The sequence below is a fragment of the Acidovorax sp. GW821-FHT09B03 genome, assembly GCF_059418305.1.
Genome location: NZ_JBWKPP010000002.1, coordinates 402,256 through 427,966, shown reverse-complemented (window position 1 = coordinate 427,966; position 25,711 = coordinate 402,256). Strand labels below are relative to the sequence as shown.

The 25,711-nt window shown below is 68.0% G+C and carries 22 protein-coding genes and 1 pseudogene; 21 read left to right on the top strand and 2 right to left on the bottom strand.

Annotated features, from left to right (window positions below):
- The first annotated feature begins 21 nt into the window (after positions 1-21).
- The 7 genes from dnaK to leuB all read left to right on the top strand — a co-directional run bounded on the left by dnaK (position 22) and on the right by leuB (position 7,875).
- On the top strand, positions 22-1,977 hold the full coding sequence (gene dnaK / locus AC07PA_RS05275) for a molecular chaperone DnaK (protein WP_007850078.1): 1,956 nt from the start codon (positions 22-24) through the stop codon (positions 1,975-1,977).
- An 89-nt stretch (positions 1,978-2,066) separates the two neighbouring features.
- Positions 2,067-3,212, top strand: coding sequence for a molecular chaperone DnaJ (gene dnaJ, locus AC07PA_RS05270; protein WP_007850081.1), 1,146 nt, complete (start codon positions 2,067-2,069; stop codon positions 3,210-3,212).
- Between the two features lie 189 nt (positions 3,213-3,401).
- On the top strand, positions 3,402-4,394 hold the full coding sequence (locus AC07PA_RS05265; protein ID WP_494604638.1) for a LysR family transcriptional regulator: 993 nt from the start codon (positions 3,402-3,404) through the stop codon (positions 4,392-4,394).
- Positions 4,395-4,425: 31 nt separating this feature from the next.
- Complete coding sequence (gene leuC, locus AC07PA_RS05260) at positions 4,426-5,847, top strand: 3-isopropylmalate dehydratase large subunit (RefSeq protein WP_494604636.1); 1,422 nt, start codon at positions 4,426-4,428, stop codon at positions 5,845-5,847.
- Positions 5,848-5,915: 68 nt separating this feature from the next.
- Entirely contained in the window at positions 5,916-6,044 is a 129-nt protein-coding gene (locus AC07PA_RS05255; protein ID WP_007850089.1) for an entericidin A/B family lipoprotein, read from the top strand.
- An 11-nt stretch (positions 6,045-6,055) separates the two neighbouring features.
- On the top strand, positions 6,056-6,706 hold the full coding sequence (gene leuD / locus AC07PA_RS05250) for a 3-isopropylmalate dehydratase small subunit (RefSeq protein WP_007850100.1): 651 nt from the start codon (positions 6,056-6,058) through the stop codon (positions 6,704-6,706).
- 95 nt (positions 6,707-6,801) lie between these two features.
- Positions 6,802-7,875 (top strand): 3-isopropylmalate dehydrogenase, encoded by a 1,074-nt coding sequence (gene leuB, locus AC07PA_RS05245; RefSeq protein WP_007850103.1) that lies wholly within the window; start codon positions 6,802-6,804, stop codon positions 7,873-7,875.
- A gap of 74 nt (positions 7,876-7,949) precedes the next feature.
- Here leuB and AC07PA_RS05240 read toward each other — a convergent pair.
- Positions 7,950-8,626: pseudogene (locus AC07PA_RS05240) on the bottom strand (dihydrodipicolinate reductase).
- A gap of 312 nt (positions 8,627-8,938) precedes the next feature.
- On the opposite strand from AC07PA_RS05240, the gene asd reads away from it, so the two are divergent.
- The 7 genes from asd (at position 8,939) to accD (ending at position 17,667) form a co-directional block, all read left to right on the top strand.
- Positions 8,939-10,069 carry an aspartate-semialdehyde dehydrogenase gene (asd, locus tag AC07PA_RS05235; RefSeq protein ID WP_494604633.1) on the top strand — a complete coding sequence of 377 codons (1,131 nt, stop codon included), beginning with the start codon at positions 8,939-8,941 and terminating at the stop codon, positions 10,067-10,069.
- A 305-nt stretch (positions 10,070-10,374) separates the two neighbouring features.
- Positions 10,375-12,978, top strand: a complete 2,604-nt coding sequence (locus tag AC07PA_RS05230) for a motility hub landmark protein FimV (RefSeq protein ID WP_494604631.1) — start codon at positions 10,375-10,377, stop codon at positions 12,976-12,978.
- Positions 12,979-13,027: 49 nt separating this feature from the next.
- Complete coding sequence (truA, locus tag AC07PA_RS05225; protein ID WP_007857097.1) at positions 13,028-13,846, top strand: tRNA pseudouridine(38-40) synthase TruA; 819 nt, start codon at positions 13,028-13,030, stop codon at positions 13,844-13,846.
- The gene (locus AC07PA_RS05220; protein ID WP_007857096.1) at positions 13,843-14,604 is read left to right on the top strand and encodes a phosphoribosylanthranilate isomerase; all 762 of its coding nucleotides are present in this window, start codon (positions 13,843-13,845) and stop codon (positions 14,602-14,604) included. Before truA ends, AC07PA_RS05220 begins: the two co-directional genes overlap by 4 nt.
- On the top strand, positions 14,582-15,853 hold the full coding sequence (gene trpB / locus AC07PA_RS05215; protein ID WP_007857095.1) for a tryptophan synthase subunit beta: 1,272 nt from the start codon (positions 14,582-14,584) through the stop codon (positions 15,851-15,853). The genes AC07PA_RS05220 and trpB overlap by 23 nt, the downstream gene beginning before the upstream one ends.
- The gene (trpA, locus tag AC07PA_RS05210) at positions 15,850-16,659 is read left to right on the top strand and encodes a tryptophan synthase subunit alpha (protein WP_007857094.1); all 810 of its coding nucleotides are present in this window, start codon (positions 15,850-15,852) and stop codon (positions 16,657-16,659) included. Before trpB ends, trpA begins: the two co-directional genes overlap by 4 nt.
- 135 nt (positions 16,660-16,794) lie before the next feature.
- Positions 16,795-17,667 carry an acetyl-CoA carboxylase, carboxyltransferase subunit beta gene (accD, locus tag AC07PA_RS05205; RefSeq protein ID WP_007857093.1) on the top strand — a complete coding sequence of 291 codons (873 nt, stop codon included), beginning with the start codon at positions 16,795-16,797 and terminating at the stop codon, positions 17,665-17,667.
- Positions 17,668-17,732: 65 nt separating this feature from the next.
- On the opposite strand, the gene AC07PA_RS05200 is transcribed toward accD, so the two are convergent.
- On the bottom strand, positions 17,733-18,281 hold the full coding sequence (locus AC07PA_RS05200; RefSeq protein ID WP_145696876.1) for a YggT family protein: 549 nt from the start codon (positions 18,279-18,281) through the stop codon (positions 17,733-17,735).
- 79 nt (positions 18,282-18,360) lie between these two features.
- Here AC07PA_RS05200 and AC07PA_RS05195 point away from each other — a divergent pair, with 79 nt between their 5' ends.
- From AC07PA_RS05195 to AC07PA_RS05165, 7 genes are all read left to right on the top strand, one after another.
- The gene (locus tag AC07PA_RS05195; protein WP_007857091.1) at positions 18,361-18,996 is read left to right on the top strand and encodes an LON peptidase substrate-binding domain-containing protein; all 636 of its coding nucleotides are present in this window, start codon (positions 18,361-18,363) and stop codon (positions 18,994-18,996) included.
- A gap of 34 nt (positions 18,997-19,030) precedes the next feature.
- Positions 19,031-20,926 (top strand): polysaccharide biosynthesis protein, encoded by a 1,896-nt coding sequence (locus AC07PA_RS05190; RefSeq protein ID WP_494604627.1) that lies wholly within the window; start codon positions 19,031-19,033, stop codon positions 20,924-20,926.
- Positions 20,927-21,096: 170 nt separating this feature from the next.
- Positions 21,097-22,329 (top strand): lipopolysaccharide biosynthesis protein, encoded by a 1,233-nt coding sequence (locus AC07PA_RS05185; protein ID WP_494604625.1) that lies wholly within the window; start codon positions 21,097-21,099, stop codon positions 22,327-22,329.
- Entirely contained in the window at positions 22,313-22,924 is a 612-nt protein-coding gene (locus AC07PA_RS05180; protein WP_007857088.1) for an acyltransferase, read from the top strand. The genes AC07PA_RS05185 and AC07PA_RS05180 overlap by 17 nt, the downstream gene beginning before the upstream one ends.
- Positions 22,917-23,981, top strand: a complete 1,065-nt coding sequence (locus tag AC07PA_RS05175) for a glycosyltransferase (RefSeq protein ID WP_494604622.1) — start codon at positions 22,917-22,919, stop codon at positions 23,979-23,981. The genes AC07PA_RS05180 and AC07PA_RS05175 overlap by 8 nt, the downstream gene beginning before the upstream one ends.
- Complete coding sequence (locus AC07PA_RS05170) at positions 23,978-25,009, top strand: glycosyltransferase family 2 protein (protein WP_494604620.1); 1,032 nt, start codon at positions 23,978-23,980, stop codon at positions 25,007-25,009. The genes AC07PA_RS05175 and AC07PA_RS05170 overlap by 4 nt, the downstream gene beginning before the upstream one ends.
- Positions 25,006-25,707 carry a class I SAM-dependent methyltransferase gene (locus tag AC07PA_RS05165; protein ID WP_494604619.1) on the top strand — a complete coding sequence of 234 codons (702 nt, stop codon included), beginning with the start codon at positions 25,006-25,008 and terminating at the stop codon, positions 25,705-25,707. The genes AC07PA_RS05170 and AC07PA_RS05165 overlap by 4 nt, the downstream gene beginning before the upstream one ends.
- The last annotated feature ends 4 nt before the right edge of the window (positions 25,708-25,711 follow it).

The following is a 25,711-nucleotide window of genomic DNA, read 5'->3' as shown; positions in this document are numbered from 1 at the left end:
AACATCGCGGAGAAGAACATCATGGGAAGAATCATCGGTATTGACCTGGGCACCACGAACAGCTGCGTTTCCATCATGGAGGGCAACACGACCCGCGTGATCGAAAACAGCGAAGGCGCCCGCACCACGCCTTCCATCGTGGCCTACCAGGAAGACGGCGAGATCCTCGTCGGCGCCTCGGCCAAGCGCCAGGCCGTGACCAACCCGCGCAACACGCTGTACGCCGTGAAGCGCCTGATCGGCCGCAAGTTCACCGAGAAGGAAGTCCAAAAGGACATCGACCTGATGCCCTACAAGATCGTGGCCGCCGACAACGGCGACGCATGGATCGAAGTGCGCGGCAACAAGCTGTCGGCACAGCAGGTGTCCGCCGACATCCTGCGCAAGATGAAGAAGACGGCCGAGGACTACCTGGGCGAGCCCGTGACGGAAGCCGTCATCACCGTGCCCGCGTACTTCAACGACGCCCAGCGCCAGGCCACCAAGGACGCCGGCCGCATCGCCGGCCTGGATGTCAAGCGCATCATCAACGAACCCACCGCCGCAGCCCTGGCCTTCGGCCTGGACAAGCAGGAAAAGGGCGACCGCAAGATCGCTGTGTATGACCTGGGCGGCGGCACGTTCGACGTGTCCATCATCGAGATCGCCGACGTCGACGGCGAAAAGCAGTTCGAAGTGCTGTCGACCAACGGCGACACCTTCCTGGGCGGCGAAGACTTCGACCAGCGCATCATCGACTACATCATCAGCGAGTTCAAGAAGGAACAGGGCGTGGACCTGTCCAAGGACGTGCTGGCCCTGCAGCGCCTGAAGGAAGCCGCCGAGAAGTCCAAGATCGAGCTGTCCAACTCGGCCGCGACCGACATCAATCTGCCCTACATCACGGCAGACGCCTCCGGCCCCAAGCACCTGAACATCAAGCTGACCCGCGCCAAGCTGGAAGCCCTGGTGGAAGAGCTGATCGAGCGCACCATCGCCCCCTGCCGCACGGCCATCAAGGACGCCGGCGTGTCGGTGTCGGACATCCATGACGTGATCCTGGTGGGCGGCATGACCCGCATGCCCAAGGTGCAGGAGAAGGTCAAGGAATTCTTCGGCAAGGAACCGCGCAAGGACGTGAACCCTGACGAAGCCGTGGCCGTGGGTGCCGCCATCCAGGGCCAGGTGCTCTCGGGCGACCGCAAGGACGTACTGCTGCTGGACGTGACCCCCCTGTCCCTGGGCATCGAGACCCTGGGCGGCGTCATGACCAAGATGATCACCAAGAACACCACGATCCCGACGAAGTTCGCACAGACCTTCTCGACCGCCGACGACAACCAGCCGGCCGTGACGATCAAGGTGTTCCAGGGCGAGCGCGAGATGGCCTCGGGCAACAAGCTCCTGGGTGAGTTCAACCTGGAAGGCATTCCACCGGCATCGCGCGGCACGCCGCAGATCGAGGTGTCGTTCGACATCGACGCCAACGGCATCCTGCACGTGGGCGCCAAGGACAAGGGCACGGGCAAGGAAAACAAGATCACCATCAAGGCCAGCTCCGGCCTGTCGGAAGAAGAAATCCAGAAGATGGTGAAGGACGCCGAGCTGAATGCGGCCGACGACAAGAAGAAGCTGGAGCTGATCCAGGCGCGCAACCAGGGCGAAGCCGCCGTGCACAGCGTGAACAAGAGCCTGGCCGAGCATGGCGACAAGCTCGACGCCGCCGAGAAGGAAGCCATCACCTCGGCTGCAAAGGCCCTGGAAGACGTGCTCAAGGGCGAGGACAAGGCCGCCATCGAGGAAAAGACTACGGCCCTGATGGCCGCCAGCCAGAAGCTGGGCGAGAAGATGTACGCCGACGCGCAAGCCGCACAGGCGGCAGCCGGCGCCGGTGCGGGTGACGCCTCGGGTGGCCAGCAGGCATCGTCCTCCTCCAGCAGCAAGCCCGACGACGACAACGTGGTCGATGCCGAGGTGAAGGAAGTCAAGAAGGGCTGAACACGCCCCGTTTGACCCGAGCCGCCGCGCGAGTTTCCTGACAAGGGGGCTTGCGCGGCGTTCCTGCTCCAACCGGGCTCAGAAAGACCATGTCCAAACGCGACTTTTACGAAATCCTGGGCGTTCCCAAGAACGCCTCGGATGAAGAGATCAAGAAGGCCTATCGCAAGCTGGCGATGAAGCACCACCCCGATCGCAACCAGGGTGATGCCTCCAAGCCTGCCGAAGAGAAGTTCAAGGAGGCCAAGGAGGCCTACGAGATGCTCTCCGACCCGCAAAAGCGGGCCGCCTACGACCAGTACGGCCATGCCGGGGTGGACCCCAACATGCGCGGCCCCGGCGGCGCAGGGGCGGAAGGCTTCGGCGGCTTTGCCGAGGCATTCGGCGACATCTTCGGCGACATGTTCGGCCAGCAGGGCGGGCGCGGGCGCGGCGCCGGTGGCCGCCAGGTGTACCGGGGCAGCGACCTGAGCTACGCCATGGAGATCACCCTGGAGGAAGCCGCCCGCGGCAAGGATGCGCAGATCCGCATCCCCTCGTGGGAGAGCTGCGACACCTGCCACGGCAGCGGCGCCAAGCCCGGCACCAGCGCCAAAACCTGCGCCACCTGCACGGGCACCGGCACGGTGCAGATGCGCCAGGGCTTCTTCAGCGTGCAGCAGACCTGCCCGCACTGCCGCGGCACGGGCAAGATCATTCCCGAGCCCTGCACCACCTGCCACGGCCAGGGCAAGCTCAAGAAGCAAAAGACGCTGGAAGTGAAGATTCCCTCGGGCATCGACGACGGCATGCGCATCCGCAGCACCGGCAACGGCGAGCCGGGCACCAACGGCGGCCCGCCGGGCGACCTGTACATCGAGATCCGCCTGAAGAAGCACGACATCTTCGAGCGCGATGGCGACGACCTGCACTGCCAGGTGCCCGTGAGCTTCATCACGGCCGCACTGGGCGGCGAGATCGAGGTGCCGACGCTGGCAGGCAAGGCGGCCATCGACATCCCCGAAGGCACCCAGGCCGGAAAGCAGTTCCGCCTGCGCGGCAAGGGCATCAAGGGCGTGCGCGCCAGCTACCCCGGCGACCTGTACTGCCACATCGCGGTCGAGACCCCGGTCAAGCTCACCGAGCACCAGCGCAAGCTGCTGCGCGAGCTGGAAGACTCGCTGAAAAAGGGCGGTGCCCGCCACTCACCCAGCGGCGAGAGCTGGACGGACCGGCTGAAGAACTTCTTCAGCTGAGCCCCAGCCCTGTCCCACCACCGCACGGCGCCGCCAGGCCCGTGCGGTTTTTTCATGCCCGCGCGCGCCGAGAAGGCCGCATGCGCGATGGACGACATCGCGGTTCGCGATGGCGGCTGCTTCATTTTTACAGGAAAATACCCAAACGCCTTCTCCAAACGAGAAGCACAGAACACCCCCAGAGACCCGATGAAAAGCTCCGAGCGCAGTTTTGCGCGCCGCATTGACCTCACTTCGCTGCAGCTGTTCGTGGCGGTGTGCGAGCTCGGCAGCATCGGCCGCGCGGCGGAGCGCGAATTCATCGCGGCCTCGGCCGTCAGCAAGCGCCTGTCGGACCTGGAAACCGCCGTGGACACGGCCCTGCTCTACCGCCACAGCCGCGGCGTGACGCTCACGCCGGCCGGCGAGAGCCTGCTGCACCATGCTCGCACGGTGCTCTTCGGCCTGGAGCGCATGCAGGGCGAGCTCAGCGAATACGCCGACGGCGTGCGCGGCCACGTGCGCATGCATGCCAACATCTCGGCCATCTTCCAGTTCCTGCCGGAGGACCTGGGCGCCTTTGCGCGCGAGCACAGCCAGATCAAGATCGACCTGCAGGAGCACCTGAGCAGCGACGTGCTCAATGCCGTGCACGAGGGCGCGGCCGACCTGGGCATCTGCAACGTCGGCATGGCCACGGGCACCGGCGGCAACGAACTGCAAAGCCGCCCCTACCGCGCCGACCACCTGGTGCTCGTGGTGCCCGAGGCGCATGCCCTGGCACAGCACAGCGCCATCGGCTTCGAGGAGGTGCTGGACTGGGACATCGTCGGCCTGCACGCCAACAGCAGCATCAGCCTGGCCATGCGTGCCGCAGCGGCCGCCGCCGGGCGCCCGCTGCGCCAGCGCATCCAGGTCACGGGGCTCGACGCCATGTGCCGCATGATCGACAACGGCCTCGGCGTGGGCCTGCTGCCCGACCGCGCCTTCGAGCTCATGCGCGGCGTGGGCCACCTGCGCGCCATACCGCTGGCCGAGGCCTGGGCCCACCGCGAGCTGCGCGTGGTGGCGCGCGATTTCGACGCCCTGCCCGTGACCGCGCGGCTGCTGGTGGAGCACCTGGCACCGCTGCAGCCGGCGGCGGCACCCGCGCATGCATCCCTGCCCGCCGCCACCCCCGCCCTGCAGGGCGGGCCCCACTAAAATCACATTACCCACCTGAAAGAGACGCACCATGGGACGCACCCTGTACGACAAGATCTGGGACGAGCACGTCGTCCATACCGAAGAGGACGGCACCTCCATCCTCTACATCGACCGGCACCTGGTGCACGAAGTCACCAGCCCCCAGGCCTTCGAAGGCCTGCGCGAGGCCGGCCGCAAGGTGTGGCGCACCAGCTCGATCGTCGCCACCGCCGACCACAACACGCCCACCACGGGCTGGGAAGCGGGCTATGACGGCATCACCGACCCGATCAGCAAGGAGCAGATCACCACGCTGAACGACAACATGGCGCAGATCCACCCTGCGGCCTTCTTCCCGTTCATGCACAAGCGCCAGGGCATCGTCCACGTGATCGGGCCCGAGAACGGCGCCACCCTGCCCGGCATGACGGTGGTCTGCGGCGACAGCCACACCAGCACGCACGGCGCCTTCGGCGCGCTGGCGCACGGCATCGGCACCTCCGAAGTCGAGCACGTGATGGCCACCCAGACCCTGCTGGCCAAGAAGGCCAAGAACATGCTGGTGCAGGTGGACGGCCAGCTGGCCAAGGGCGTCACCGCCAAGGACGTCGTGCTGGCCATCATCGGCAAGATCGGCACGGCCGGCGGCACGGGCTACACCATCGAGTTCGCAGGCTCGGTCATCCGCGGCCTGTCCATGGAAGGCCGCATGACCGTGTGCAACATGGCCATCGAAGGCGGCGCACGCGCCGGCCTGGTGGCCGTGGACGACAAGACCATCGAGTACGTGCGTGGCCGCCCCCTGTCGCCCACGGGCGTGGAATGGGACCAGGCCGCCGCCTACTGGAAAACGCTGCACTCCGACGCCGATGCGCACTTCGACACCGTGGTGAAGCTCGACGCGGCCGACATCCTGCCGCAGGTCACCTGGGGCACCTCGCCCGAGATGGTGCTGGGCATCGACGCCCACGTGCCCGATCCTGACAAGGAAAAGGACGCCAACAAGCGCAGCGCCATCGAGCGCGCGCTGACCTACATGGGCCTCACGCCCGGCAAGCCGATCAACGACATCACCATCGACAAGGTGTTCATCGGTTCGTGCACCAACAGCCGCATCGAGGACATGCGCGAGGCCGCAGCCGTGGTCAAGAACCTGGGCCGCAAGGTGGCCAGCAACGTGAAGCTGGCCCTGGTGGTACCCGGCTCGGGTCTGGTCAAGGAGCAGGCCGAGCGCGAAGGCCTGCACGAGATCTTCAAGGCCGCGGGCTTCGAGTGGCGCGAGCCCGGCTGCTCCATGTGCCTGGCCATGAACGCCGACCGCCTGGAGCCGGGCGAGCGCTGCGCCAGTACCAGCAACCGCAACTTCGAAGGCCGCCAGGGCGCTGGCGGCCGCACCCACCTGGTGAGCCCCGCCATGGCCGCAGCCGCTGCCGTGCACGGCCACTTCGTGGACATCCGCCAGTTCTCCTGAACCCTTTCACCCCTCCATTGATCCAACGCCCGTTGGCCTTTCCACCCATCGACCGAAGGAGTCCCGTCATGAAAAAGACCGCCACTTTCATCGCCCTTTCGCTGGCTTTCCTGCTGGCCGGCTGCAACACCGTCAAGGGCGTGGGCCAGGACGTCCAGCGGGCCGGCGGCGCCCTTGAGCGCGCCGCCAACAAGTAAGGCAACCCACCATGCAGAAATTCACCGTGCACAAGGGCCTCGTGGCCCCGATGGACCGCGAGAACGTCGACACCGACGCCATCATCCCCAAGCAGTTCCTCAAGTCGATCAAGAAGACCGGTTTTGGCGTGAACCTGTTCGACGAATGGCGCTACCTGGACCATGGCGAGCCCGGCCAGGACCCCGCCAGCCGCAAGCCCAACCCCGACTTCGTGCTCAACCAGCCGCGCTACCAGGGTGCCAGCGTGCTCATCGCACGCAAGAACTTCGGCTGTGGATCGAGCCGCGAGCACGCCCCCTGGGCGCTGGACCAGTTCGGCTTTCGCACCGTGATCGCACCGAGCTTCGCCGACATCTTCTTCAACAACTGCTTCAAGAACGGCCTCCTGCCCATCGTGCTGCCCGAAGCCACCGTGGCCCAGCTGTTCGATGAAGTCGCGGCCTTCCCCGGCTACCAGCTCACCGTCGACCTGGAGCGCCAGGTCGTCGTGCGCCCGCAGGGCGAGGAAATCCCGTTCGAGGTGCAGGCGTTTCGCAAGTACTGCCTGCTCAACGGCTTCGACGACATCGGCCTGACCCTGCGCCAGTCCGACAAGATCCGCGCCTTCGAAGCCCAGCGCCTGGCCACCAAGCCCTGGCTGGCGCACAGCATGGTCTCCTGACCCCAGGTCCTCCACACCCGGTTCATCACTTGTGGCCGACGCTGCCTGGCAGGCCTGCCAGGTCACGCGGCCATTCCTTTACAAAGAAGTCGTTCATGAAAATCGCAGTTCTGCCGGGAGACGGCATCGGCACCGAAATCGTTGCGGAGGCCGTCAAGGTCCTCGAAGTGCTGGACCTGAAGTTCGAGATGGAGTCGGCCCTGGTCGGCGGCGCCGCCTACGAGGCGCACGGCCACCCCCTGCCCGAGGCCACACTCAAGCTGGCCAAGGACGCCGATGCTGTGCTGTTCGGCGCCGTGGGCGACTGGAAGTACGACAAGCTCGACCGCCCCCTGCGCCCCGAGCAGGCCATCCTGGGCCTGCGCAAGAACCTGGGCCTGTTCGCCAACTTCCGCCCCGCGATCTGCTATGAGCAGCTGGTGGGGGCATCGAGCCTCAAGCCCGAGCTGATCTCCGGCCTCGACATCCTCATCATCCGCGAGCTCACGGGCGACATCTACTTCGGCCAGCCGCGTGGCCGCCGCATCGCCACCGATGGCCACTTCCCCGGCGCCGAAGAGGCCTTCGACACCATGCGCTACAGCCGCCCCGAGGTCGAGCGCATCGCGCACGTGGCCTTCCAGGCCGCACGCAAGCGCAGCAAGCGCGTGACCAGCGTGGACAAGGCCAACGTGCTCGAGACCTTCCAGTTCTGGAAGGACATCGTGACCGAAGTCGGCAAGGAATACCCCGACGTGGAACTCGACCATATGTACGTGGACAACGCCGCCATGCAGCTGGTGCGCGCGCCCAAGAAATTCGACGTGGTGGTCACCGGCAACATGTTCGGCGACATCCTCTCGGACGAGGCGTCCATGCTCACCGGCTCGATCGGCATGCTGCCCTCGGCCTCGCTGAACAGCAGCAACCAGGGCCTGTACGAGCCCAGCCACGGCAGCGCGCCCGACATCGCCGGCAAGGGCGTGGCCAACCCGCTGGCCACCATCCTTTCGGCGGCGATGATGCTGCGCTTCTCGCTGAACCAGGAAGCCTCTGCCCAGCGCATCGAGGCGGCCGTGCAGAAGGTGCTGGCCCAGGGCCTGCGCACGCCCGACATCTGGAGCGAAGGCACGACCAAGGTCGGCACGGCCCAGATGGGCGATGCCGTGGTGAAGGCGCTGGCCGCCTGACCCCGGGCCCTCGCCTCCCCACCCCAAGCGCCGGCGACCCCGGCGCTTTTTTTGGCCCCGGGGCCTGCAGACGCCTACAGCCAGCCGCTGTGCACGAACTCCATGACGGAATAGATCCGGTTGTCCAGGGGGTGGGCGCGCACGGCGGCAACGATACGCGCCACGCCGTCGGCATAGGGCGCATCGCCATAGACGCGGGTTTCCAGCGTCAGGCTGCACAGCCCATCCCCGATGTCGATCCGGTGGTAGGCATGGCGCCCCAGATGCTCCTTGGGAATGTGCAGGTCACGGGACTGGACCTCGGCGGAACGCACGGACCGGATGTCGCCCGCCGCCAGGCCCAGTGCATGCGCCATGCCTACCGCCGTGCCGGGAACAGAGGTTTTCTGTGCCTGGTGGGACTCTCGGCGAGCGCGATGCGGTGCCCATGGAACAGATGCCCGCTGCGTTCCAGCATGCCCATGAACTTGAGCATCAGGATGTTGGTGTTGGGGCACACCACCACCGGAAAGCCGTGGCTGCCCTGTTCCAGCACCGACCCGGTGGCCAGCTCCACCAGGGGGCTGCCCGATGCCTCGCAAAATGCCCCGACGGCGGCGAGCTCCCTCCCGGAGCCGGCATGGACCACGATGGATGGCGCCGTGCCAGGCGCCACCGGCCAGCGCACGACCGCGCACCCCTCTCCCGCATCCAACGAGTCCACGAGTTCCCGGGCCAGTTGGCCCGAACCGACAATGATCACCTGCTGCATTGCTGCCTTTGCTTGAGAAAAAATTCTTCCGGGTGGCACGCCTCTTGCCGACCAGGGGACGCCGGGCCATTTCGTGATGGACGGTTCAATCCCGCATCCGCTACAATATCCGCTTATGTTTGCCGCCCACACGTTCGCCCTGAACATTGCACCCGCCGCCACGGCCGGTGTGGCTGCGCGCGCAACCATCACCAAAACCACGACCATTAAGGGCTGACTCAGCCTGGTTCGTCGTGCGCCCTTCCTGGCCTGACGAGCCAGGCGAGCAGTCCGGTCTGGCACTGTTTGTTAATCTGTAAAAGGGGCGTTGAAATGAGCAAGTTGGTAGGTTTGGTCGGCTGGCGCGGCATGGTCGGCTCGGTGTTGATGGATCGCATGGCCGAAGAGAATGACTTCGACCTGATCGAGCCATTGTTCTTCTCCACCTCGAATGCCGGCGGCAAGGCCCCTGCAGTGGCCAAGAACGAGACCACGCTGCAGGATGCGTTCAACATCGACGCCCTGAAGCGCTGCGAGATCATCATCACCGCCCAGGGCGGTGAGTACACCTCCGAAGTCTTCCCCAAGCTGCGCGCCGCCGGCTGGAACGGCCACTGGATCGACGCGGCCTCCACGCTGCGCATGGAAAAGGATGCCGTCATCATCCTCGACCCCGTGAACCTGCCCGTCATCCAGGATGCGCTGTCCAAGGGCGGCAAGAACTGGGTCGGCGGCAACTGCACCGTGAGCTGCATGCTGATGGGCGTGGGCGCGCTGTACAAGGCCGGCCTCGTCGAGTGGATGAGCACCCAGACCTACCAGGCCGCCAGCGGCGGCGGCGCCCAGCACATGCGCGAACTGCTCACGCAGTACGGCACGCTGAACGCCGAGGTGAAGTCCCTGCTGGACGACCCCAAGAGCGCCATCCTGGAAATCGACCGCAAGGTCATCGCCAAGCAGCGCGCCCTGTCCGGCGCCGAGACGGCCAACTTCGGCGTGCCGCTGGGTGGCTCGCTGATCCCCTGGATCGACAAGGACCTGGGCAACGGCATGTCCAAGGAAGAATGGAAGGGCATGGCCGAGACCAACAAGATCCTGGGCCAGGGCGAGGGCTTCGGTTCCAGCGCCATCCCCGTGGACGGCTTCTGCGTGCGCGTGGGCGCCATGCGCTGCCACAGCCAGGCGCTGACCTTCAAGCTCAAGAAGGACGTGCCCGTGGCTGACCTGGAAGCCATGATCGCCGCCGACAACGAGTGGGTGAAGGTGGTGCCCAACACGCGTGAAGCGACGATCAAGGACCTGACGCCGGTGGCCGTGACCGGCACCATGACCATTCCCGTGGGCCGCGTGCGCAAGCTGGCCATGGGCCCCGAGTACGTGGGCGCCTTCACCATCGGCGACCAGTTGCTGTGGGGCGCAGCCGAGCCGCTGCGCCGCATGCTGCGCATCCTGCTGGCCGCCTAAAATCCCCTTGCCCGGGCTCCAGGAGCCCAGGCCCCCAGCGCGCGCAATGCCTGTTGCGCGCGCTTTTTTGCGCCCTGACCCTTGACACACCCGGTTACGTGACGTTGGCAATTGGCAACATCTGCATGCCCCAAGTTGGGGCATGACCACCGGGGGCAAAGCTTCTGCGCCACCTCAGCTTGTCAGTGCAAAACATTGATGCTATGGTGCTTTTTACATATTTTCACGCGCCGGGGCGGGACCAGACCATGAGAAAAACAGCACCGCTCGACCGAGCCGCACAACCCAATCAGTTGATGGCAAACATGCATCGTTGGAAATTTTCTGTGCTGGCGGCTGCGGCCGTGGCAACTGCCGGGCTCTACGCCACCGATGCGTCCGCGCTCGCGCTGGGCCGTATCACCGTGCAATCCGCCCTGGGCGAACCCCTGCGCGCCGAGATCGATCTGCCGCAGATCACCCCTGCGGAGGCGGAAACCCTGAAGGCCAGCACGGCCACGCCCGAGGTGTTTCGCGCCCAGGGCATGGAGTACTCGCCCACCATGAACAACCTGCAGGTGCAACTGCAACGCCGTGCCGATGGCTCGGCCGTGCTGCGCCTGTCCAGCGACCGCCCGGTGAACGACCCCTTCGTCGACCTGGTGCTCGATGCCTCCTGGGGCTCGGGCCGCCTGGTGCGCAGCTACACGATGCTGTTCGACCCGCCAGCGATGCGCCGTCCGGCGCCAACGGTGACGGCCGCCCCGCAGACCACGGCCCCGGCCGCGCGTGCGGACGTCCCGCCCGCCGTGGCCGGTCGCCCGTCGTCCGCGGCATCGGCACCTGCCGCTGCGCCCCGCGCACCCGCAGCCCCCCGCGCCACGCCCGCCGAAGGCGGCGTGACCGTGCAGGCCGGCGACACGGCCAGCCGCATCGCCAATGCCAACCGCCAGGGCGGCGTCTCGCTCGACCAGATGCTGGTGGCCATGCAGCGTGCCAATCCGGACGCATTCATCGGCGGCAACATCAACCGCATCAAGGCCGGCGCGGTGCTGCAGATACCCGACCAGGCCACGGCCCAGGCCACGCCTGCGCCCGAAGCCCGCCAGATCCTGGCCGCGCAGAGCCGTGACTTCGGCGCCTTCCGCCGCAAGCTGGCCGAATCCGCCCCCTCCACCACCGTGGCATCGGCCGAACGCTCGGCCAAGGGCTCGGTGCAGACCCGTGTGGAAGACAGCAAGCCCGCCACCACAGCCCCCGACAAGCTCACGCTGTCCAAGGGTTCGGTCAAGGGCCAGAAGGCCGCCGAAGACCAGTTGGCCAAGGACAAGCAGGCCAGCGACGCATCGGCCCGCATGGCCGAACTGTCCAAGAACATCAGCGATCTGAACAAGCTGGGCGCCGCATCGGCCGCAGCCCCCTCGACGCCAGCCACGCCGGCAGCACCTGCCGCCGCTCCCGCTGCGCCTGCAGCCAGCACCCCGGCCCAGGTGGCCGTGCCCGGCGTGCCTGCCACGCCGGCCGCGCCTGAAGCCCCACCGGCCACGGCAGCCTCCGAACCCACCAGCGGCGCATCGGCCGAGGCCAGCGCTGCCCCCGCATCGGACGCCGCTGCGGCCACGCCGCCCGCCGCCCCGGCTTCCAAGCCCGTCGTGCTGCCACCTCCGACACCGGTGGCAGAGCCCGGTTTCCTCGACGGCCTGCTGGACGACCCGCTGATCCCCCTGGCCGGTGGCGGCCTGCTGGCCCTGCTGCTGGGCTATGGCGCCTACCGCGTGATCCAGCGTCGCCGCAACAATGCGGGCGTGGACAGCTCCTTCCTGGAAAGCCGCATCCAGCCCGATTCGTTCTTCGGCGCCAGTGGCGGCCAGCGCGTGGACACCGCCAACAGCGAGATGACCACCGGCTCGTCCATGGCCTACTCGCCCAGCCAGCTCGATGCCGGCGGTGATGTCGACCCCGTGGCCGAAGCCGACGTGTACCTGGCCTACGGCCGTGACCTGCAGGCCGAGGAGATCCTCAAGGAAGCCGTGCGCCACAACCCGGCCCGCGTGTCCGTGCACGTGAAGCTGGCCGAGATCTATGCCAAGCGCCAGGACCGCAAGGCCCTGGAGTCCGTGGCCGGCGAAGTCTTCAAGCTGACGCAGGGCGAAGGCCCCGACTGGGCGCGCATCGTCGACCTGGGCCGCGGTATCGAACCCGAAAACCCGCTGTACCAGCCAGGCGGTCGCCCCGGCCAGCCGGAAGACGAGAACCCCTCGATTCCTGGTGCCTTCGTGAGCACCTTCTCGGGCGCCCCTGTGGCATCGGCAGCCCTGCCACCCGACCTGGACCTGGACCTCGACCTCGATCTGCCCGACGACGCACTGACCGACGCACCGCCCGCGCCCCCCGGCGGCTTTGCGGCGGCCGCAGCAGCAGCAGGCGCCGCCGTGGCGGCGCCGGCACCGCGCGAGCCCCAGCGCATGGAGCCCGTGCTGTCCAACGACGACTTCGACTTGCCCGACCTGACGGCCGATGCCGCCTGGAACGCACCGGCCCCCGCACCGGCAGCCCGTGCGGCCGCACCCAACGACGAGCTGACGATGGCGCCCACCGGCCCCATGCCACTGGCCGACGCCCAGGACTCCAGCCCCATGGACTTCGACCTGGGCGAACTGTCGCTGGACCTGACGGCGCCCTCCAAGCCCATGGCGGCCCCGGCGTCGCGCGAAGCGGAAATCCCCACGGCAGCCGTGCCCATCTCGCCGGAAGACGACGGATCGGCCGCTGCCCAGGACGACCCGCTGGCCACCAAGCTGGCACTGGCCGAAGAGTTCAACGCCATCGGCGACACCGATGGTGCGCGCACGCTGATCGAGGAGGTCGTGGCCGAATCGAGCGGCGCCCTCAGGACCCGCGCCCAGCGCATGCTGGTCGAACTGGGCTGATGCAGCCCACACCGGGACCTCTGTTTCGCCCCCTCCCCCAGGCCCGCCCATGAGGGTGGCCCTGGGTGTCAGTTACAACGGCCAGCCCTACAGCGGCTGGCAGAGCCAGCTGTCCGGCAACACCATCCAGGACAAGCTGGAAGCGGCCCTGGCGCGCTTTGCCACGCACCGCGTGGGCACGCTGTGCGCCGGCCGCACGGATGCGGGGGTGCACGGCCTGATGCAGGTGGTGCATTTCGACACCCCCTTGAACCGCCCGCCCTCGTCCTGGGTGCGCGGCACCAATACCTTCCTGCCCCCCGACATCGCGGTGCAATGGGCCAGCCATGTGCCCGACGACTTCCACTCGCGCGGCAGCGCGGTGGCGCGCCGCTATGCCTACGTGCTGCTGCAATCGCCTGTTCGCCCGAGCGTGGATGCCGGGCGCGTGGGCTGGGTCTACCACCCCCTGGACCATGCGGCCATGCGCCAGGCGGCCGACCATCTGCTGGGCGAGCACGACTTCACCTCGTTCCGCGCTTCGGCCTGCCAGGCCAAGTCGCCGGTCAAGACGCTGTCGCGCATCGACATCTCGCGCCGCGGGCTGGGCGAACCCCATCCCGAGCTCGGCTGGAGCCCCTGCTACTGGCGTTTCGAGTTCGAGGCGAATGCCTTTTTGCACCACATGATCCGCAACCTCATGGGCTGCCTGGTGGCCATCGGCCGGGGCGACCAGCCACCCGGGTGGATCGAGCAGGTGCTGCAGGCACGCTCGCGCGATGCCGCAGCGCCCACCTTCTCGCCCGACGGGCTGTACTTCCAGGGACCGGTCTACGACGCCGCGTGGGGCCTGCCCCAGCGCACGGCTGCGTATGATTGGCTCCCATGAGCACCTCCTCGCCCTCCCAAGCCGCCCCCCACCCCGCCGCTCGCACCCGCATCAAGATCTGCGGACTGACACGCGAGCAGGACGTGGACGCCGCCGTTGCGGCGGGCGCCGATGCCATCGGCTTCGTGCTGTTCGCCCAGAGTGCGCGCGCCGTCACGGCAACGCGCGCTGCCGAACTGGCACGGCGCCTGCCGCCCTTCGTCACCCCGGTGCTGCTGTTCGTGAACGCCAGCGCAGAGGAGGTGATGGCCGCCACCGCACAGATTGCCGGCGCCACCGTGCAATTCCATGGAGACGAAACGCCTGAGCAATGCCAGACGGCCTCCGGAAACGGTGCGCGGCCTTACCTGCGCGCGGCCCGTATACCCCTGGGCCCGGATGCGGCACAATTCGACCTCGTAAAATACGCACACGATTTTTCAAACGCCCAAGCCATCCTGCTCGACGCCCATGTCGAGGGGTACGGCGGCGGCGGCAAGGCATTCAATTGGTCACTCCTTCCACCAAGCGTCGGCTCTCACCTCGTTTTGTCTGGTGGACTCACGCCTGCAAACGTGACCGATGGCATTTTGCAAGTGCGCCCGCGTTGCACCACGCTGGCGGTTGATGTCAGTTCCGGCGTCGAGGCCCTCGGGCCCGATGGCAAGCCCCTGCGGGGCACCAAGGACGCCGACAAGATCCAACGCTTCGTTGCCGCCGTGCGTGCGGCCGATGCACAACTTGCAAAGAACCCCCATGAATTCCTATCAGCAACCTGATCCCTCAGGCCACTTCGGCTCCTATGGCGGCAGCTTCGTCAGCGAAACGCTGACCCACGCCATCAACGAACTGCGCGAGGCCTATGCGCGCTACCAGCACGACCCCGAGTTCCTCGCCGAATTCGAGTACGAGCTCAAGCACTTCGTGGGCCGGCCCTCGCCCGTCTACCATGCCGCGCGCACCAGCCGCGAACTCGGCGGCGCGCAGATCTACCTCAAGCGCGAGGACCTCAACCACACCGGCGCCCACAAGATCAACAACGTGATCGGCCAGGCCATGCTGGCGCGCCGCATGGGCAAGCCGCGCATCATCGCCGAGACCGGTGCCGGCCAGCACGGCGTGGCCACGGCCACCATCTGCGCGCGCTACGGCCTCGAATGCGTGGTCTACATGGGCTCCGAGGACGTCAAGCGCCAGAGCCCCAACGTCTATCGCATGAAGCTGCTGGGTGCCACCGTGGTGCCCGTCGAGTCGGGCAGCAAGACCTTGAAGGACGCGCTCAACGAAGCCATGCGCGACTGGGTGGCCAATGTGGACAACACCTTCTACATCATTGGCACGGTGGCGGGCCCGCACCCCTACCCGATGATGGTGCGCGACTTCCAGAGCGTGATCGGCACCGAATGCGTGGAGCAGATGCCCCCGATGCTGGCCGAGAACAAGGTGCAGGGCCAGCAGCCCGATGCCGTGGTGGCCTGCGTGGGCGGCGGCAGCAATGCCATGGGCATCTTTTACCCCTACATCCCGTTCGAGAAGACGCGCCTGATCGGCGTGGAAGCGGCCGGCGAGGGCCTCGATAGCGGCAAGCACTCGGCGTCGCTGCAGCGCGGCAGCTCGGGCGTGCTGCACGGCAACCGCACCTTCATCCTGCAGGACGCCAACGGCCAGATCACCGAGACGCACAGCATCAGCGCGGGCCTGGACTACCCGGGCGTGGGCCCCGAGCACGCCTGGCTGCAGGAGATCGGCCGTGCCGAATACGTCGGCATCACCGACCAGGAGGCCCTCGCGGCCTTCCACCACCTGTGCCGCGCCGAGGGCATCATCCCGGCGCTCGAATCGAGCCACGCCGTGGCCTATGCCATGAAGCTCGCCAAGACCATGCGCCCGGACCAGTCCATCCTGGTCAATCTGTCGGGCCGCGGCGACAAGGACATCGGCACCGTGGCCGACCTGTCGGGCGAAGATTTCTACGACCGCCCCTCCATGCGCGGACTGACCGTGAAAGGCGCAGAGGCCAAGCCATGAACCGTATCAGCACCACTTTCGACCAATTGAAGGCGCAGGGCCGCAAGGCCCTCGTGCCCTACGTCACCGCCGGTTTCCCGTTCGCCGACATCACCCCCGCCCTCATGCACGGCATGGTGGAGGCGGGTGCCGACGTGATCGAGCTGGGCGTGCCCTTTTCCGACCCCATGGCCGACGGCCCGGTGATCCAGAAGGCGGGCGAAAAGGCCCTGGCCCTGGGTATCGGCATGGCCCAGGTGCTCGACCACGTGCGCGATTTCAGAAAGCGCAACACCACCACCCCGGTGGTGCTCATGGGCTATGCCAACCCCGTGGAGCGCTATGACCAGGTGCACGGCGCGGGCGCCTTCGTGCGCGATGCGGCCGCAGCCGGCGTGGACGGCGTGCTCGTGGTGGACTACCCGCCCGAGGAATGCGAGGCCTTTGCCGCCAGCCTGCGCGCGCACGGCATGGACCTGATCTTCCTTCTGGCCCCCACCAGCACGGACGAGCGCATGGCCCAGGTGGCACGCGTGGCCAGCGGCTATGTGTACTACGTGTCGCTCAAGGGCGTGACCGGATCGGGAGCGCTGGACACGGCTGCCGTGGAGCAGATGCTGCCGCGCATCCGCCAGCATGTGCAGATCCCCGTGGGCGTGGGCTTCGGTATCCGCGACGCCGCCACCGCCCAGGCGATCGGCAAGGTGGCCGACGCCGTGGTGATCGGCACGCGCATCATCCAGCTGATTGAGGACCAGCCGCACGAGAAGGTCGTGGCGATCACCGTGGACTTCCTGCGCGGGATCCGCAAGGCACTCGACGCATAATGTGCCCCTTGGCGCCCACCCACCCGGGGGGCGCCCATTACGGTTTCACACAGGGTTTTGTCCATCGCCTCCTGGCCCCAGGCCCGGAAAACCGGCGAAATGCGCTGAACCCCTGTCATTGACGAGGAAAACACCATGTCCTGGCTCGAAAAACTCCTGCCCGCCAAAATCCAGCAAACCGACCCGACCGAGCGCCGCCAGGTGCCCGAAGGCTTGTGGATCAAGTGCCCGAGCTGCGAAACGGTGCTCTACAAGTCCGACCTGGAGCACAACCAGAACGTCTGCCCGCACTGCAGCCACCACCACCGCATCGGTGCGCGGGCCCGCCTGGACGCCTTCCTGGACCCCGAGGGCCGCTACGAGATCGGCCAGGAAGTGCTGCCCGTGGATGCGCTGAAGTTCAAGGACAGCCGCAAGTACCCCGAACGCCTCAAGGAAGCGCTGGAGAACACCGGTGAGACCGATGCCCTCATCGTCATGGGCGGTGCGGTCAAGAGCATCAACGTGGTGGTGGCCTGCTTCGAATTCGACTTCATGGGCGGCTCCATGGGCTCCGTGGTCGGCGAGCGCTTCGTGCGCGGCGTGGAAACTGCGATCGAGCAGAAGGTGCCGTTCATCTGCTTTACCGCCACCGGCGGCGCTCGCATGCAGGAAGGCCTGCTGTCGCTGATGCAGATGGCCAAGACCAATGCCGCGCTGACCCGCCTGGCCAAGAAGGGCCTGCCCTATATCAGCGTGCTGACCGACCCGACCATGGGCGGTGTGAGCGCCGGCTTCGCTTTCGTGGGCGACATCGTGATCGCCGAGCCCAAGGCACTGATCGGCTTTGCCGGCCCGCGCGTGATCGAATCCACGGTGCGCGTGACCCTGCCCGAGGGCTTCCAGCGCGCCGAATTCCTGCAGACCAAGGGTGCCGTGGACTTCATCTGCGATCGCCGCGAACTGCGCAACACCGTGGCCAGCAGCCTGGCCATGCTGCAGCGCCTGCCAGCCGACGCCGTGCTCTGAACGAACGCTGGCCCATCAAAAAAGCGCCTGTCTCCGACAGGCGCTTTTGCTTGGGGCCCGGGGCTTCAGCGCATGACACCGGCCTGCAGGTGGCCCAAGACGATCATCAGCACCTGCAGCAGCACCAGCACCACCAGGGGGGACAGATCCACCCCGCCCAGCAAGGGGATCACCTTCTGGAACGGCCGCAACACGGGCGCGCACAGGCGCCACACCACATCGGACAGCGGGGAGCGGGCAGCGATCCAGGACATCACGGCATGCACGATGAGCAGGCCCATGAGCCCCGACACGGCCACCTTGGCCAGGCCGAACAGCACCAGCCAGGGCAACCAGGCCCAGGCGGCAGTCTGGCCGATGAGCACCAGCAGCAGCACGTACTGCAGCACCTGGAACAGGATTGCCGCCACCAGGCTGGAAAGGTCCCACCTGCCCACGGGCGGGATCAGCTTGCGCAAGGGCAGGATGACCCAGTCAGTGAGCGCAAAGACCAGCCCGCCGATGGGGTTGCCGAACGGCACGCGCTGCCACTGCATGTACAGGCGCAGCAGACAGGCGCCCGTGAGCAGGCCACCGACGACATCAAGCAGGAACGAAGCGATCTGGAAGAACATGGGGGAGGGGCAAAAAGGAAAGCGGGCGGTGCGAAAGCAGCCCGCGCCATGGGATGATAGCGGGCGAAGAACTTGCTTTATGACACAACCCCTTTCCCTGTCATCCCTGCCCCTTTTTCCCCTGGGCTCCGTGCTCTTTCCCGAGGGGCTGCTGGCGCTGCGCGTGTTCGAGGTACGTTACCTGGACATGGTGCGCAAATGCCACCAGATGGGTGCCCCCTTCGGCGTGGTGTCGCTCACGCAGGGCCATGAGGTGCGCCAGGCGGGCGCGCCCGAGGAGCAGTTCAGCGAAATCGGCACCCTTGCCGTCATCGAGCAGCTGGAGACGCCGCAGGCCGGGCTCATCACCCTGCAGTGCCGCGGCAGCCAGCGTTTTCGCATCGTGCAACGCAGCCACCTGGTCCACGGGCTGTGGATCGCCGATGTGACGCACCTCGACCCCGATCTGGCCGTGCCCGTGCCCGATGACCTGCGCAAGGCGTCGCAGGCCCTGGCGCAGGTGCTCAACACCCTGCAGCAGCGCGATCCGGACAGCCCCGCGGCCCTGGTGCCCACCGCTGCCCAACTCGACGACTGCGGCTGGGTGGCCAACCGCTGGTGCGAGTTGCTGCCCGTGCCGCTGGAGCTCAAGCAGCGGCTGATGGAGCTCGACAACCCCCTCGTGCGGCTGGAACTCGTGGGCGACGTGCTGGAGCGCACGGGCATCGCGCAATGACGACCCGCAGGGCTAGCAGCCAGGCGGCAGGCACGTGCTGAGCAATGTTCTGGAGTGGCCCCGCCCGGTCAAGCGGCTGGTGGTGGTGGCGCTGGACATCGGCATGGGCCTGTTCGCCATGTGGCTGGCCTTCACGCTGCGCCTCGATACCCTGCACTGGCCCAACGAGGGCATGCAGTGGCTGGCCTATGTGCTGGCGCCTGCGCTGGCCTTTCCCATCTTCGTGAACCTGGGACTGTACCGGGCCATCTTCCGCTACACCGGCATCGCGGCGCTCATCACCACGGGCAAGGCCGTGGCCATCTACGGTGCGCTGCTGTTCGCCATTTTGCTGGTCGGGCAGTGGACCGGCATTCCGCGCAGCGTGGGCATCCTGCAGCCGGTGATCTTTCTGCTGCTGGTGGGCGCCAGCCGTTCGCTGGGCTGGCTGTGGCTGGCCGGGCAGAACACCCGGGCGCCGCACCGCCTGCTGATCTATGGGGCCGGCTCGGCCGGCGCCCAGACAGCCGCCGGCCTGGTGAGCGCGCGCAATTACGTGCTCGAGGCCTTTGCCGACGACGACCACGCCAAGGTGGGCCGCAGCATCAATGGCGTGCGCGTGTATGCACCCATCGCCCTGGCCGAGGTGGTCAAGCGCTTTGGCATCACCGATGTGCTGCTGGCGCTGCCCAGCGTGCCACGCCAGCGCCGCCACCAGATCATCGAGAACCTGCGCGAGCTGCCCGTGCGCATACGCACCATCCCGGGCCTCACGGACCTGGCCAGCGGGCGCGTGACGGTGACCGACTTCCAGGACCTGGAGCTCGAGGACCTGCTGGGCCGCGACCCGGTGGCCCCCGACCCCGCACTGCTGGGCCGCCATATCCGTGGCCAGGTGGTGATGGTCACGGGCGCGGGCGGCAGCATCGGCAGCGAGCTGTGCCGCCAGATCGCGCGCCAGGGCGCGGCACGCCTGCTGTTGCTGGACCACAGCGAGTTCGCGCTCTACAGCATCCACCAGGAACTGCAGTCCATCGTGCAGCAGGAAGCCATGGCCTGCGAGCTGGTGCCGCTGCTGGCCAGCGTGAGCCACGCGCAGCACATGCTCGACCTGTGCCAGGCGCACCGCCCGCGCACCATTTACCATGCCGCCGCCTACAAGCATGTGCCCATGGTGGAAGCCAACGCGGGCGAAGGCATCCGCAACAATGTCTTCGGCACGCTGCACATGGTGCGTGCGGCCATGGCCAGCGGGGTGGAAAATTTCGTGCTGGTCTCCACCGACAAGGCCGTTCGCCCCACCAATGTGATGGGGGCCAGCAAGCGCGTGGCCGAGCTGGTGCTGCAAGCGGTGGCGTCCTGCACCGGCAACCAGCCCCCGACCGAGGGCGGTGCTGCGCGCCGCCATTTCTCCATGGTGCGCTTTGGCAACGTGCTGGGTTCCAGTGGCAGCGTGATCCCGCTGTTCCGCAGCCAGATCGCCGCGGGCGGCCCGGTCACGGTGACGCACCCGGACGTGACCCGCTATTTCATGACCATCCCTGAAGCCGCGCAGCTGGTGCTGCAGGCCGGTGCCATGGCCCAGGGCGGCGAGGTCTTCGTGCTCGACATGGGCGAGCCCATCCGCATCCTGGACCTGGCGCAGCGCATGGTTGCGCTGTCGGGCCTGAGCGTGCGCGCCCCGGAGCACCCCGAGGGCGACATCGAGATCGTCTTCACCGGCCTGCGCCCCGGGGAAAAGCTCTACGAGGAACTGCTGATCGGCGATGGCGCACAGCCCACGCCGCACTCGCGCATTCTGCGTGCGCACGAGGAACACCTCGCCTGGGACGCATTGCAGGGCCGCCTGCAGGCCCTGGAGGAAGCCATCCACCAGGGCGATGGCGCGACCATGATGGCCCTGCTGCACGAACTGGTGCCCGGCTTCCACCAGGAGCCACTACAGGCCTGACATGAAGCACCCCCTGAGTCGCTTCGCGCCGTCCCCCTCTCTCAGTATGCTTCGCAATCCGGAAGGGGGACGCCCCCGGTGTGGCGGGGCGGCCCTTGAACGGGAGCAGTGGCCTTGTGCGTGCCGGCTTCGTGGGCTGCAGGTGGCGCGCAGCGCCATGGATCACTGAAGTGAGTTCCACCCTGCTGCGTGCCACGGCGACCTTGCTGACCGGCAGTGTGGTGGCCCATGCGCTGCCGCTGCTGCTGGGGCCGGCCATCACGCGCCTGTACACCCCCGCCGAATTCGGTCAGTTCGCGTTGCTGTGGGCCCTGGCGACCAATGTGGCGGTGGTCGGCTGCGCGCGCTACGAGTTCGCGCTGCCGCTGGAAAAGACCGAACCGGGTGCGGCCGAGCTGATGGCGCTGTGCGCGCGCCTGCTGCTGCTGGCCACGACCGGCACGCTGGTGGCCGGCGGGGTCATCGCCGTGCTGCAGGGCATGCCGCTGGCCTGGGCCCTGCCCCTGGCCGTGCTGTCCATCGCGGCCACGCAGTGGCTCACGCTGTGGGCCACGCGCTCGCAGCGCTTTGGCCTGTTGTCCATCGCGCGCCTGGTGCAGCATGGCGGCGGCGCCTTGCTGCAGCTGGCGCTGGGCCTGCTCAAGGTGGGCACGGCAGGTCTGCTGACCGGTGCCGTGGCCGCAGGGCTGGTGGCTGCAGTTACCCTGGCCAGGCCGGCTCCTGCCGGGGGCTGGGCCGTGCTGTGGCGTGCACCGCGGGCATCGCTGCGCGCCATGGCGGCGCGCCACCGCGACTTTCCGCTGCTCAACACGCCGCATGCCTTCATGGGTGCGCTGCAGGACACGCTGACACTGATCGCCGTGGCGGCCTGGGCGGGGGGTGCGGCAGCGGGCCTGTGGGCGCTGTCGCTGCGCTACCTCAAGGCACCGGCCACCTTGCTCGGCGGCGCGCTCTCGCAGGCGCTGTACCCGCAATTACTGCAGGCCCGCACGGCGGGCGAGGCCCGTGCCCTGGTGCGCAAGAGCATGTTGGCGCTGGCCACCATCGCCCTGCCGATGGCAGCCGTGCTGATGCTCTGGGGACCCTGGCTGTTCACCACCGCGTTCGGCGCGCAGTGGAGCGAGGCGGGCCCGCTGGTGCGCGCGATCGCGCCCTACATCGCCCTGCACTTCATCGCCTCGCCGCTGTCGGTGACCACACTGGCCTGGCGCGCGCAGGCCTGGGCGCTGCGCCTGGCACTGGTGGGACAATTGGCCTTCTTTGCCGGGCTGCTGGCCGGCTTGGCCCTGGGCGGCCTGGAAGGTGCGGCCTGGGGCCTGTCGGCCTCCATGCTGCCCTACTTCGCCTACTACTTCCTCACCCTTGCCCACTGGAAAAACATCCCCGATGAAAGCCTGGCTTAACCGCGCACGGCGCCGGATCTGGCAGGCGCTGATGTACCGCATGGTGTTCGGCGAGCGCACGCCGGGCGGCGTGCTGCTGGCGCACACGCGCATCGCGCCCAGCACCTGCATCGAGGGGGAGCCGGGCCTCACGCTCGCGGACCACGTGTTCATCGGCCAGTTCAATTTTCTCGACGCCACCGCGGGTCTCACGATCGACGAGGGTGTGCAGATCACCAACTTCGTGAGCATCGTCACCCACAGCTCGCACCGCTCCATCCGGCTGCTCGGGCGCGGCTATGCGACCCATGCGGGCGGTGAAGTGCCCGGCTACGTGAAGGCTTCCGTGCACATCGGCGCCTACACCTTCGTCGGGCCGCACAGCCTGGTCGAGGCCGGCACGCGCATCGGCCGCGGGGCGCTGATCTGCGCCTACTCGCAGGTGCGCGGCGAAGTACCGGCATTTGCCGTGATGGCCGGCGCGCCGGCACGCCAGGTGGGCGACGTGCGCACGGCCGATGCGGCCCTGCTGGCGCAGTACCCCGAATGGGCACAGCATTACCAGGCCTGGGCGGGAGAACTGCCCACCGCCGGGCCGGAGCAACCCCATGGCTGAGGCACAGAAGCACCTGTGCCTGCTGGGCGATGCCAACAGCCCGCACATCCGGCGCTGGGCGGCGGAGATGCGCGCGCGCGGCTACCGGGTGTCGCTGGTCACGGCCCGCCCGGAGCCTATCGAGGGGGTGGAGCAGAAGGTGCTGGCGCCCGTGCGCCGCTCGACCGACTGGCTGCTGCGCGTGGGGCAGGCACGCCGCTACGTGCAGGCGCTGGCGCCCGACATCGTGCACGCGCACTACATCACCTCCTACGGCTACCTGGCGGCCCGCTGTGGCCGCCACCCGCTGGTGATGACGGCCTGGGGCAGCGACCTGCTGGTGACGCCGCACAAGAGCGCGCTGATGCGCTGGCTCACGGGCTGGAGCCTGCGCCGGGCCGACCTGATCACGGGTGACTCGCAGAGCCTGATCGACGCGGCCCAGGCCTACGGCCCGGCCTGCCCTGTGCAGGAGATCCACTGGGGCGTGGACCTTGCGCGCTTTGCGCCGGTGCCCTGGGCCGGCAAGACCGGGCTGCAGCTCGTGAGCCTGCGCTCCTGGGAACCCAACTACAACATCGACACCATCGTCGAGGCGGTGGCCGCCCTGGTGGCGCGCCATCCCGAAGCGGGGGTGCAACTGCACCTGCTGGGCGGCGGATCGATGGAAGCCGCGCTGCGCGCGCTGGTGAGCGCCAGGGGGCTGGAGCAGCAGGTGGTCTTTCACGGCCGGCTGGACGATGCGGGCATGGCGCGGGTGCTGGCGCAGTGCAAGATCTCCGTCTCGGTGCCCACGAGCGACGCGACCTCGGTCTCGGTGCTCGAAAGCATGGCCTGCGGCCTGGCCGTGGTGGCCAGCGACCTGGACGCCAACCGCGCCTGGCTCGATGCCAGCGTGCTGGTGCCACCGCGCGATGCGGCCACCCTGGCCCGCTGCCTGGAGGCGCTGGTTGCCGACGATGGCGGGGCGCAGCGCCACGGCCAGGAGAACACGCAGCGCATTGCGCGCGACGGCGACCGTGCCGTACAGATGGATACGATGGACCGACTTTACCGAGAACGAATGGGCACGCCATGAGCCAGACCCAGGACACCCTGGCATGGGTCAGCGTGATCGCGCCCTGCCGCAACGAGGCGGCGCACATCGCCGCCTTCTGCGACAGCGCGCTGGCGCAGGTGCTGCCGCCCGGCTGGCAGATGGAAGTGCTGGTGGCCGATGGCTGCAGCGATGACGGTACGCGCGAGTTGCTGGTTGCGCGCAGCGCGCAGGATGACAGGCTGCAGTGGGTGGACAACCCCGGGCGCATCGTCTCCACCGGGCTCAACGCCTGCATTGCACGCGCGCGGGGCGAAGTCATCGTGCGGCTGGACATCCACACCCGCTTCGCGCCCGACTATGTGGCGCGCTGCATCGAGACCTTGCAACGCACCGGCGCCGACAATGTGGGCGGCCCCTGGGTGGCCGAGGGCACGGGGCCCATGGGCCAAGCCGTGGCCGCCGCCTTCCAGTGCCGCTGGGTGGTGGGTGGCGCACGCTCGCGCGACACCGGGTTTGACGGCGAGGTGGACACGGTCTACCTGGGCTGCTGGCCGCGCGCCGTGTTCGAGCGCATCGGCGGCTTCGACGAGGCCCTGGTGCGCAACCAGGACGACGAGCACAACCTGCGCCTGCGCCTGGCGGGCGGGCGCATCTGGCAGAGCCCGCTGATCCATTCGCTCTACCACCCGCGCAATTCGCTGCACCATTTGTTCGCGCAGCAGCGGCAGTACGGCTACTGGCGCCCCTTCGTGGTGCGCAAGCACGGACAGGCCGGTTCGGTGCGGCAGCTGGTACCCGCCGCCTTCGTGGCCGCGCTCGGCCTGTTCGCGCTGTGCCTGCCCTGGACCGCGCTGCCGCTGGCCGCATTGGTGGCGCTGTATGCAGCCTATGTGGCCCTGGCCTCGGTGTCGGCTGCACGCAGTGCAGGCCGCTGGCAATTGCTGGCGCAGCTGCCGGTGGTGATCGCTGCCTACCACGTGGCCTATGGCCTGGGCACCTGGCGCGGCCTGTGGGATGTGCTGCGCGCGCGCCCGCCCTCGGCCCAATTTGCCCGGATCACGCGATGAGCAACCCCGCCGAACCCCAGGCCGTGCAGGCGCGCTATGCGCGCCGCGATGCCGCACAGGATGCCCTGCGCTACCAACTGATGGCCAGCGCCTCGGCCCTGCAGGCGCAGCAGGAGCGCCTGCGCGCCCTGGTACGGCTGTGGCACGCCCATGGCTGGACCAGCCTCTCGGACCTGGCCATCACCGAGGTCGGCTGCGGCGCGGGCGGCAACCTGCAGGACCTGCTGCGCCTGGGTGCCAGCCCGGCACGCCTGCAGGGGCTGGAGCTGATCACCGAGCGTGCCGCGCAGGCGCGGGCCGCTCTGCCGGGTGCCGTGCGCATCACCGAGGGCGATGCCACGCTGGCCCCCGTGGCCGAGGACAGCCAGCATGCCGTGCTGGCCTTCACCCTGTTCAGCTCGCTGCTGGACCCGGCCTTCCGCAAGCACATGGCAGAGACCCTGTGGCGCTGGGTGGCGCCGGGCGGCGGCGTACTGGTCTATGACTTCATCGTGGACAATCCCCGCAATCCCGATGTGCGCGGCGTGCCCCTGGCCGAGCTGCGCCGCCTGTTTCCCCACGCGCAGGTGCAGTCGCGGCGGACCACGCTGGCCCCGCCCATTGCACGCCGGCTGCCTGCGGCCTGGCTCGCGCCGGCATCGGCGCTGCTGTACCCGCTGCGCACCCACCGGTTGACCTGGCTGGCCAAGCCGGCCTGACCCT

Excerpts from the sequence above, each read along its gene's own strand:
- dnaK (WP_007850078.1), top strand. The coding sequence starts at position 22 with ATGGGAAGAATCATCGGTATTGACCTGGGCACCACGAACAGCTGCGTT.
- dnaJ (WP_007850081.1), top strand. The coding sequence starts at position 2,067 with ATGTCCAAACGCGACTTTTACGAAATCCTGGGCGTTCCCAAGAACGCC.
- AC07PA_RS05265 (WP_494604638.1), top strand. The coding sequence starts at position 3,402 with ATGAAAAGCTCCGAGCGCAGTTTTGCGCGCCGCATTGACCTCACTTCG.
- leuC (WP_494604636.1), top strand. The coding sequence starts at position 4,426 with ATGGGACGCACCCTGTACGACAAGATCTGGGACGAGCACGTCGTCCAT.
- AC07PA_RS05255 (WP_007850089.1), top strand. The coding sequence starts at position 5,916 with ATGAAAAAGACCGCCACTTTCATCGCCCTTTCGCTGGCTTTCCTGCTG.
- leuD (WP_007850100.1), top strand. The coding sequence starts at position 6,056 with ATGCAGAAATTCACCGTGCACAAGGGCCTCGTGGCCCCGATGGACCGC.
- leuB (WP_007850103.1), top strand. The coding sequence starts at position 6,802 with ATGAAAATCGCAGTTCTGCCGGGAGACGGCATCGGCACCGAAATCGTT.
- asd (WP_494604633.1), top strand. The coding sequence starts at position 8,939 with ATGAGCAAGTTGGTAGGTTTGGTCGGCTGGCGCGGCATGGTCGGCTCG.
- AC07PA_RS05230 (WP_494604631.1), top strand. The coding sequence starts at position 10,375 with ATGCATCGTTGGAAATTTTCTGTGCTGGCGGCTGCGGCCGTGGCAACT.
- truA (WP_007857097.1), top strand. The coding sequence starts at position 13,028 with ATGAGGGTGGCCCTGGGTGTCAGTTACAACGGCCAGCCCTACAGCGGC.
- AC07PA_RS05220 (WP_007857096.1), top strand. The coding sequence starts at position 13,843 with ATGAGCACCTCCTCGCCCTCCCAAGCCGCCCCCCACCCCGCCGCTCGC.
- trpB (WP_007857095.1), top strand. The coding sequence starts at position 14,582 with ATGAATTCCTATCAGCAACCTGATCCCTCAGGCCACTTCGGCTCCTAT.
- trpA (WP_007857094.1), top strand. The coding sequence starts at position 15,850 with ATGAACCGTATCAGCACCACTTTCGACCAATTGAAGGCGCAGGGCCGC.
- accD (WP_007857093.1), top strand. The coding sequence starts at position 16,795 with ATGTCCTGGCTCGAAAAACTCCTGCCCGCCAAAATCCAGCAAACCGAC.
- AC07PA_RS05200 (WP_145696876.1), bottom strand. The coding sequence starts at position 18,281 with ATGTTCTTCCAGATCGCTTCGTTCCTGCTTGATGTCGTCGGTGGCCTG.
- AC07PA_RS05195 (WP_007857091.1), top strand. The coding sequence starts at position 18,361 with ATGACACAACCCCTTTCCCTGTCATCCCTGCCCCTTTTTCCCCTGGGC.
- AC07PA_RS05180 (WP_007857088.1), top strand. The coding sequence starts at position 22,313 with ATGAAAGCCTGGCTTAACCGCGCACGGCGCCGGATCTGGCAGGCGCTG.
- AC07PA_RS05175 (WP_494604622.1), top strand. The coding sequence starts at position 22,917 with ATGGCTGAGGCACAGAAGCACCTGTGCCTGCTGGGCGATGCCAACAGC.
- AC07PA_RS05170 (WP_494604620.1), top strand. The coding sequence starts at position 23,978 with ATGAGCCAGACCCAGGACACCCTGGCATGGGTCAGCGTGATCGCGCCC.
- AC07PA_RS05165 (WP_494604619.1), top strand. The coding sequence starts at position 25,006 with ATGAGCAACCCCGCCGAACCCCAGGCCGTGCAGGCGCGCTATGCGCGC.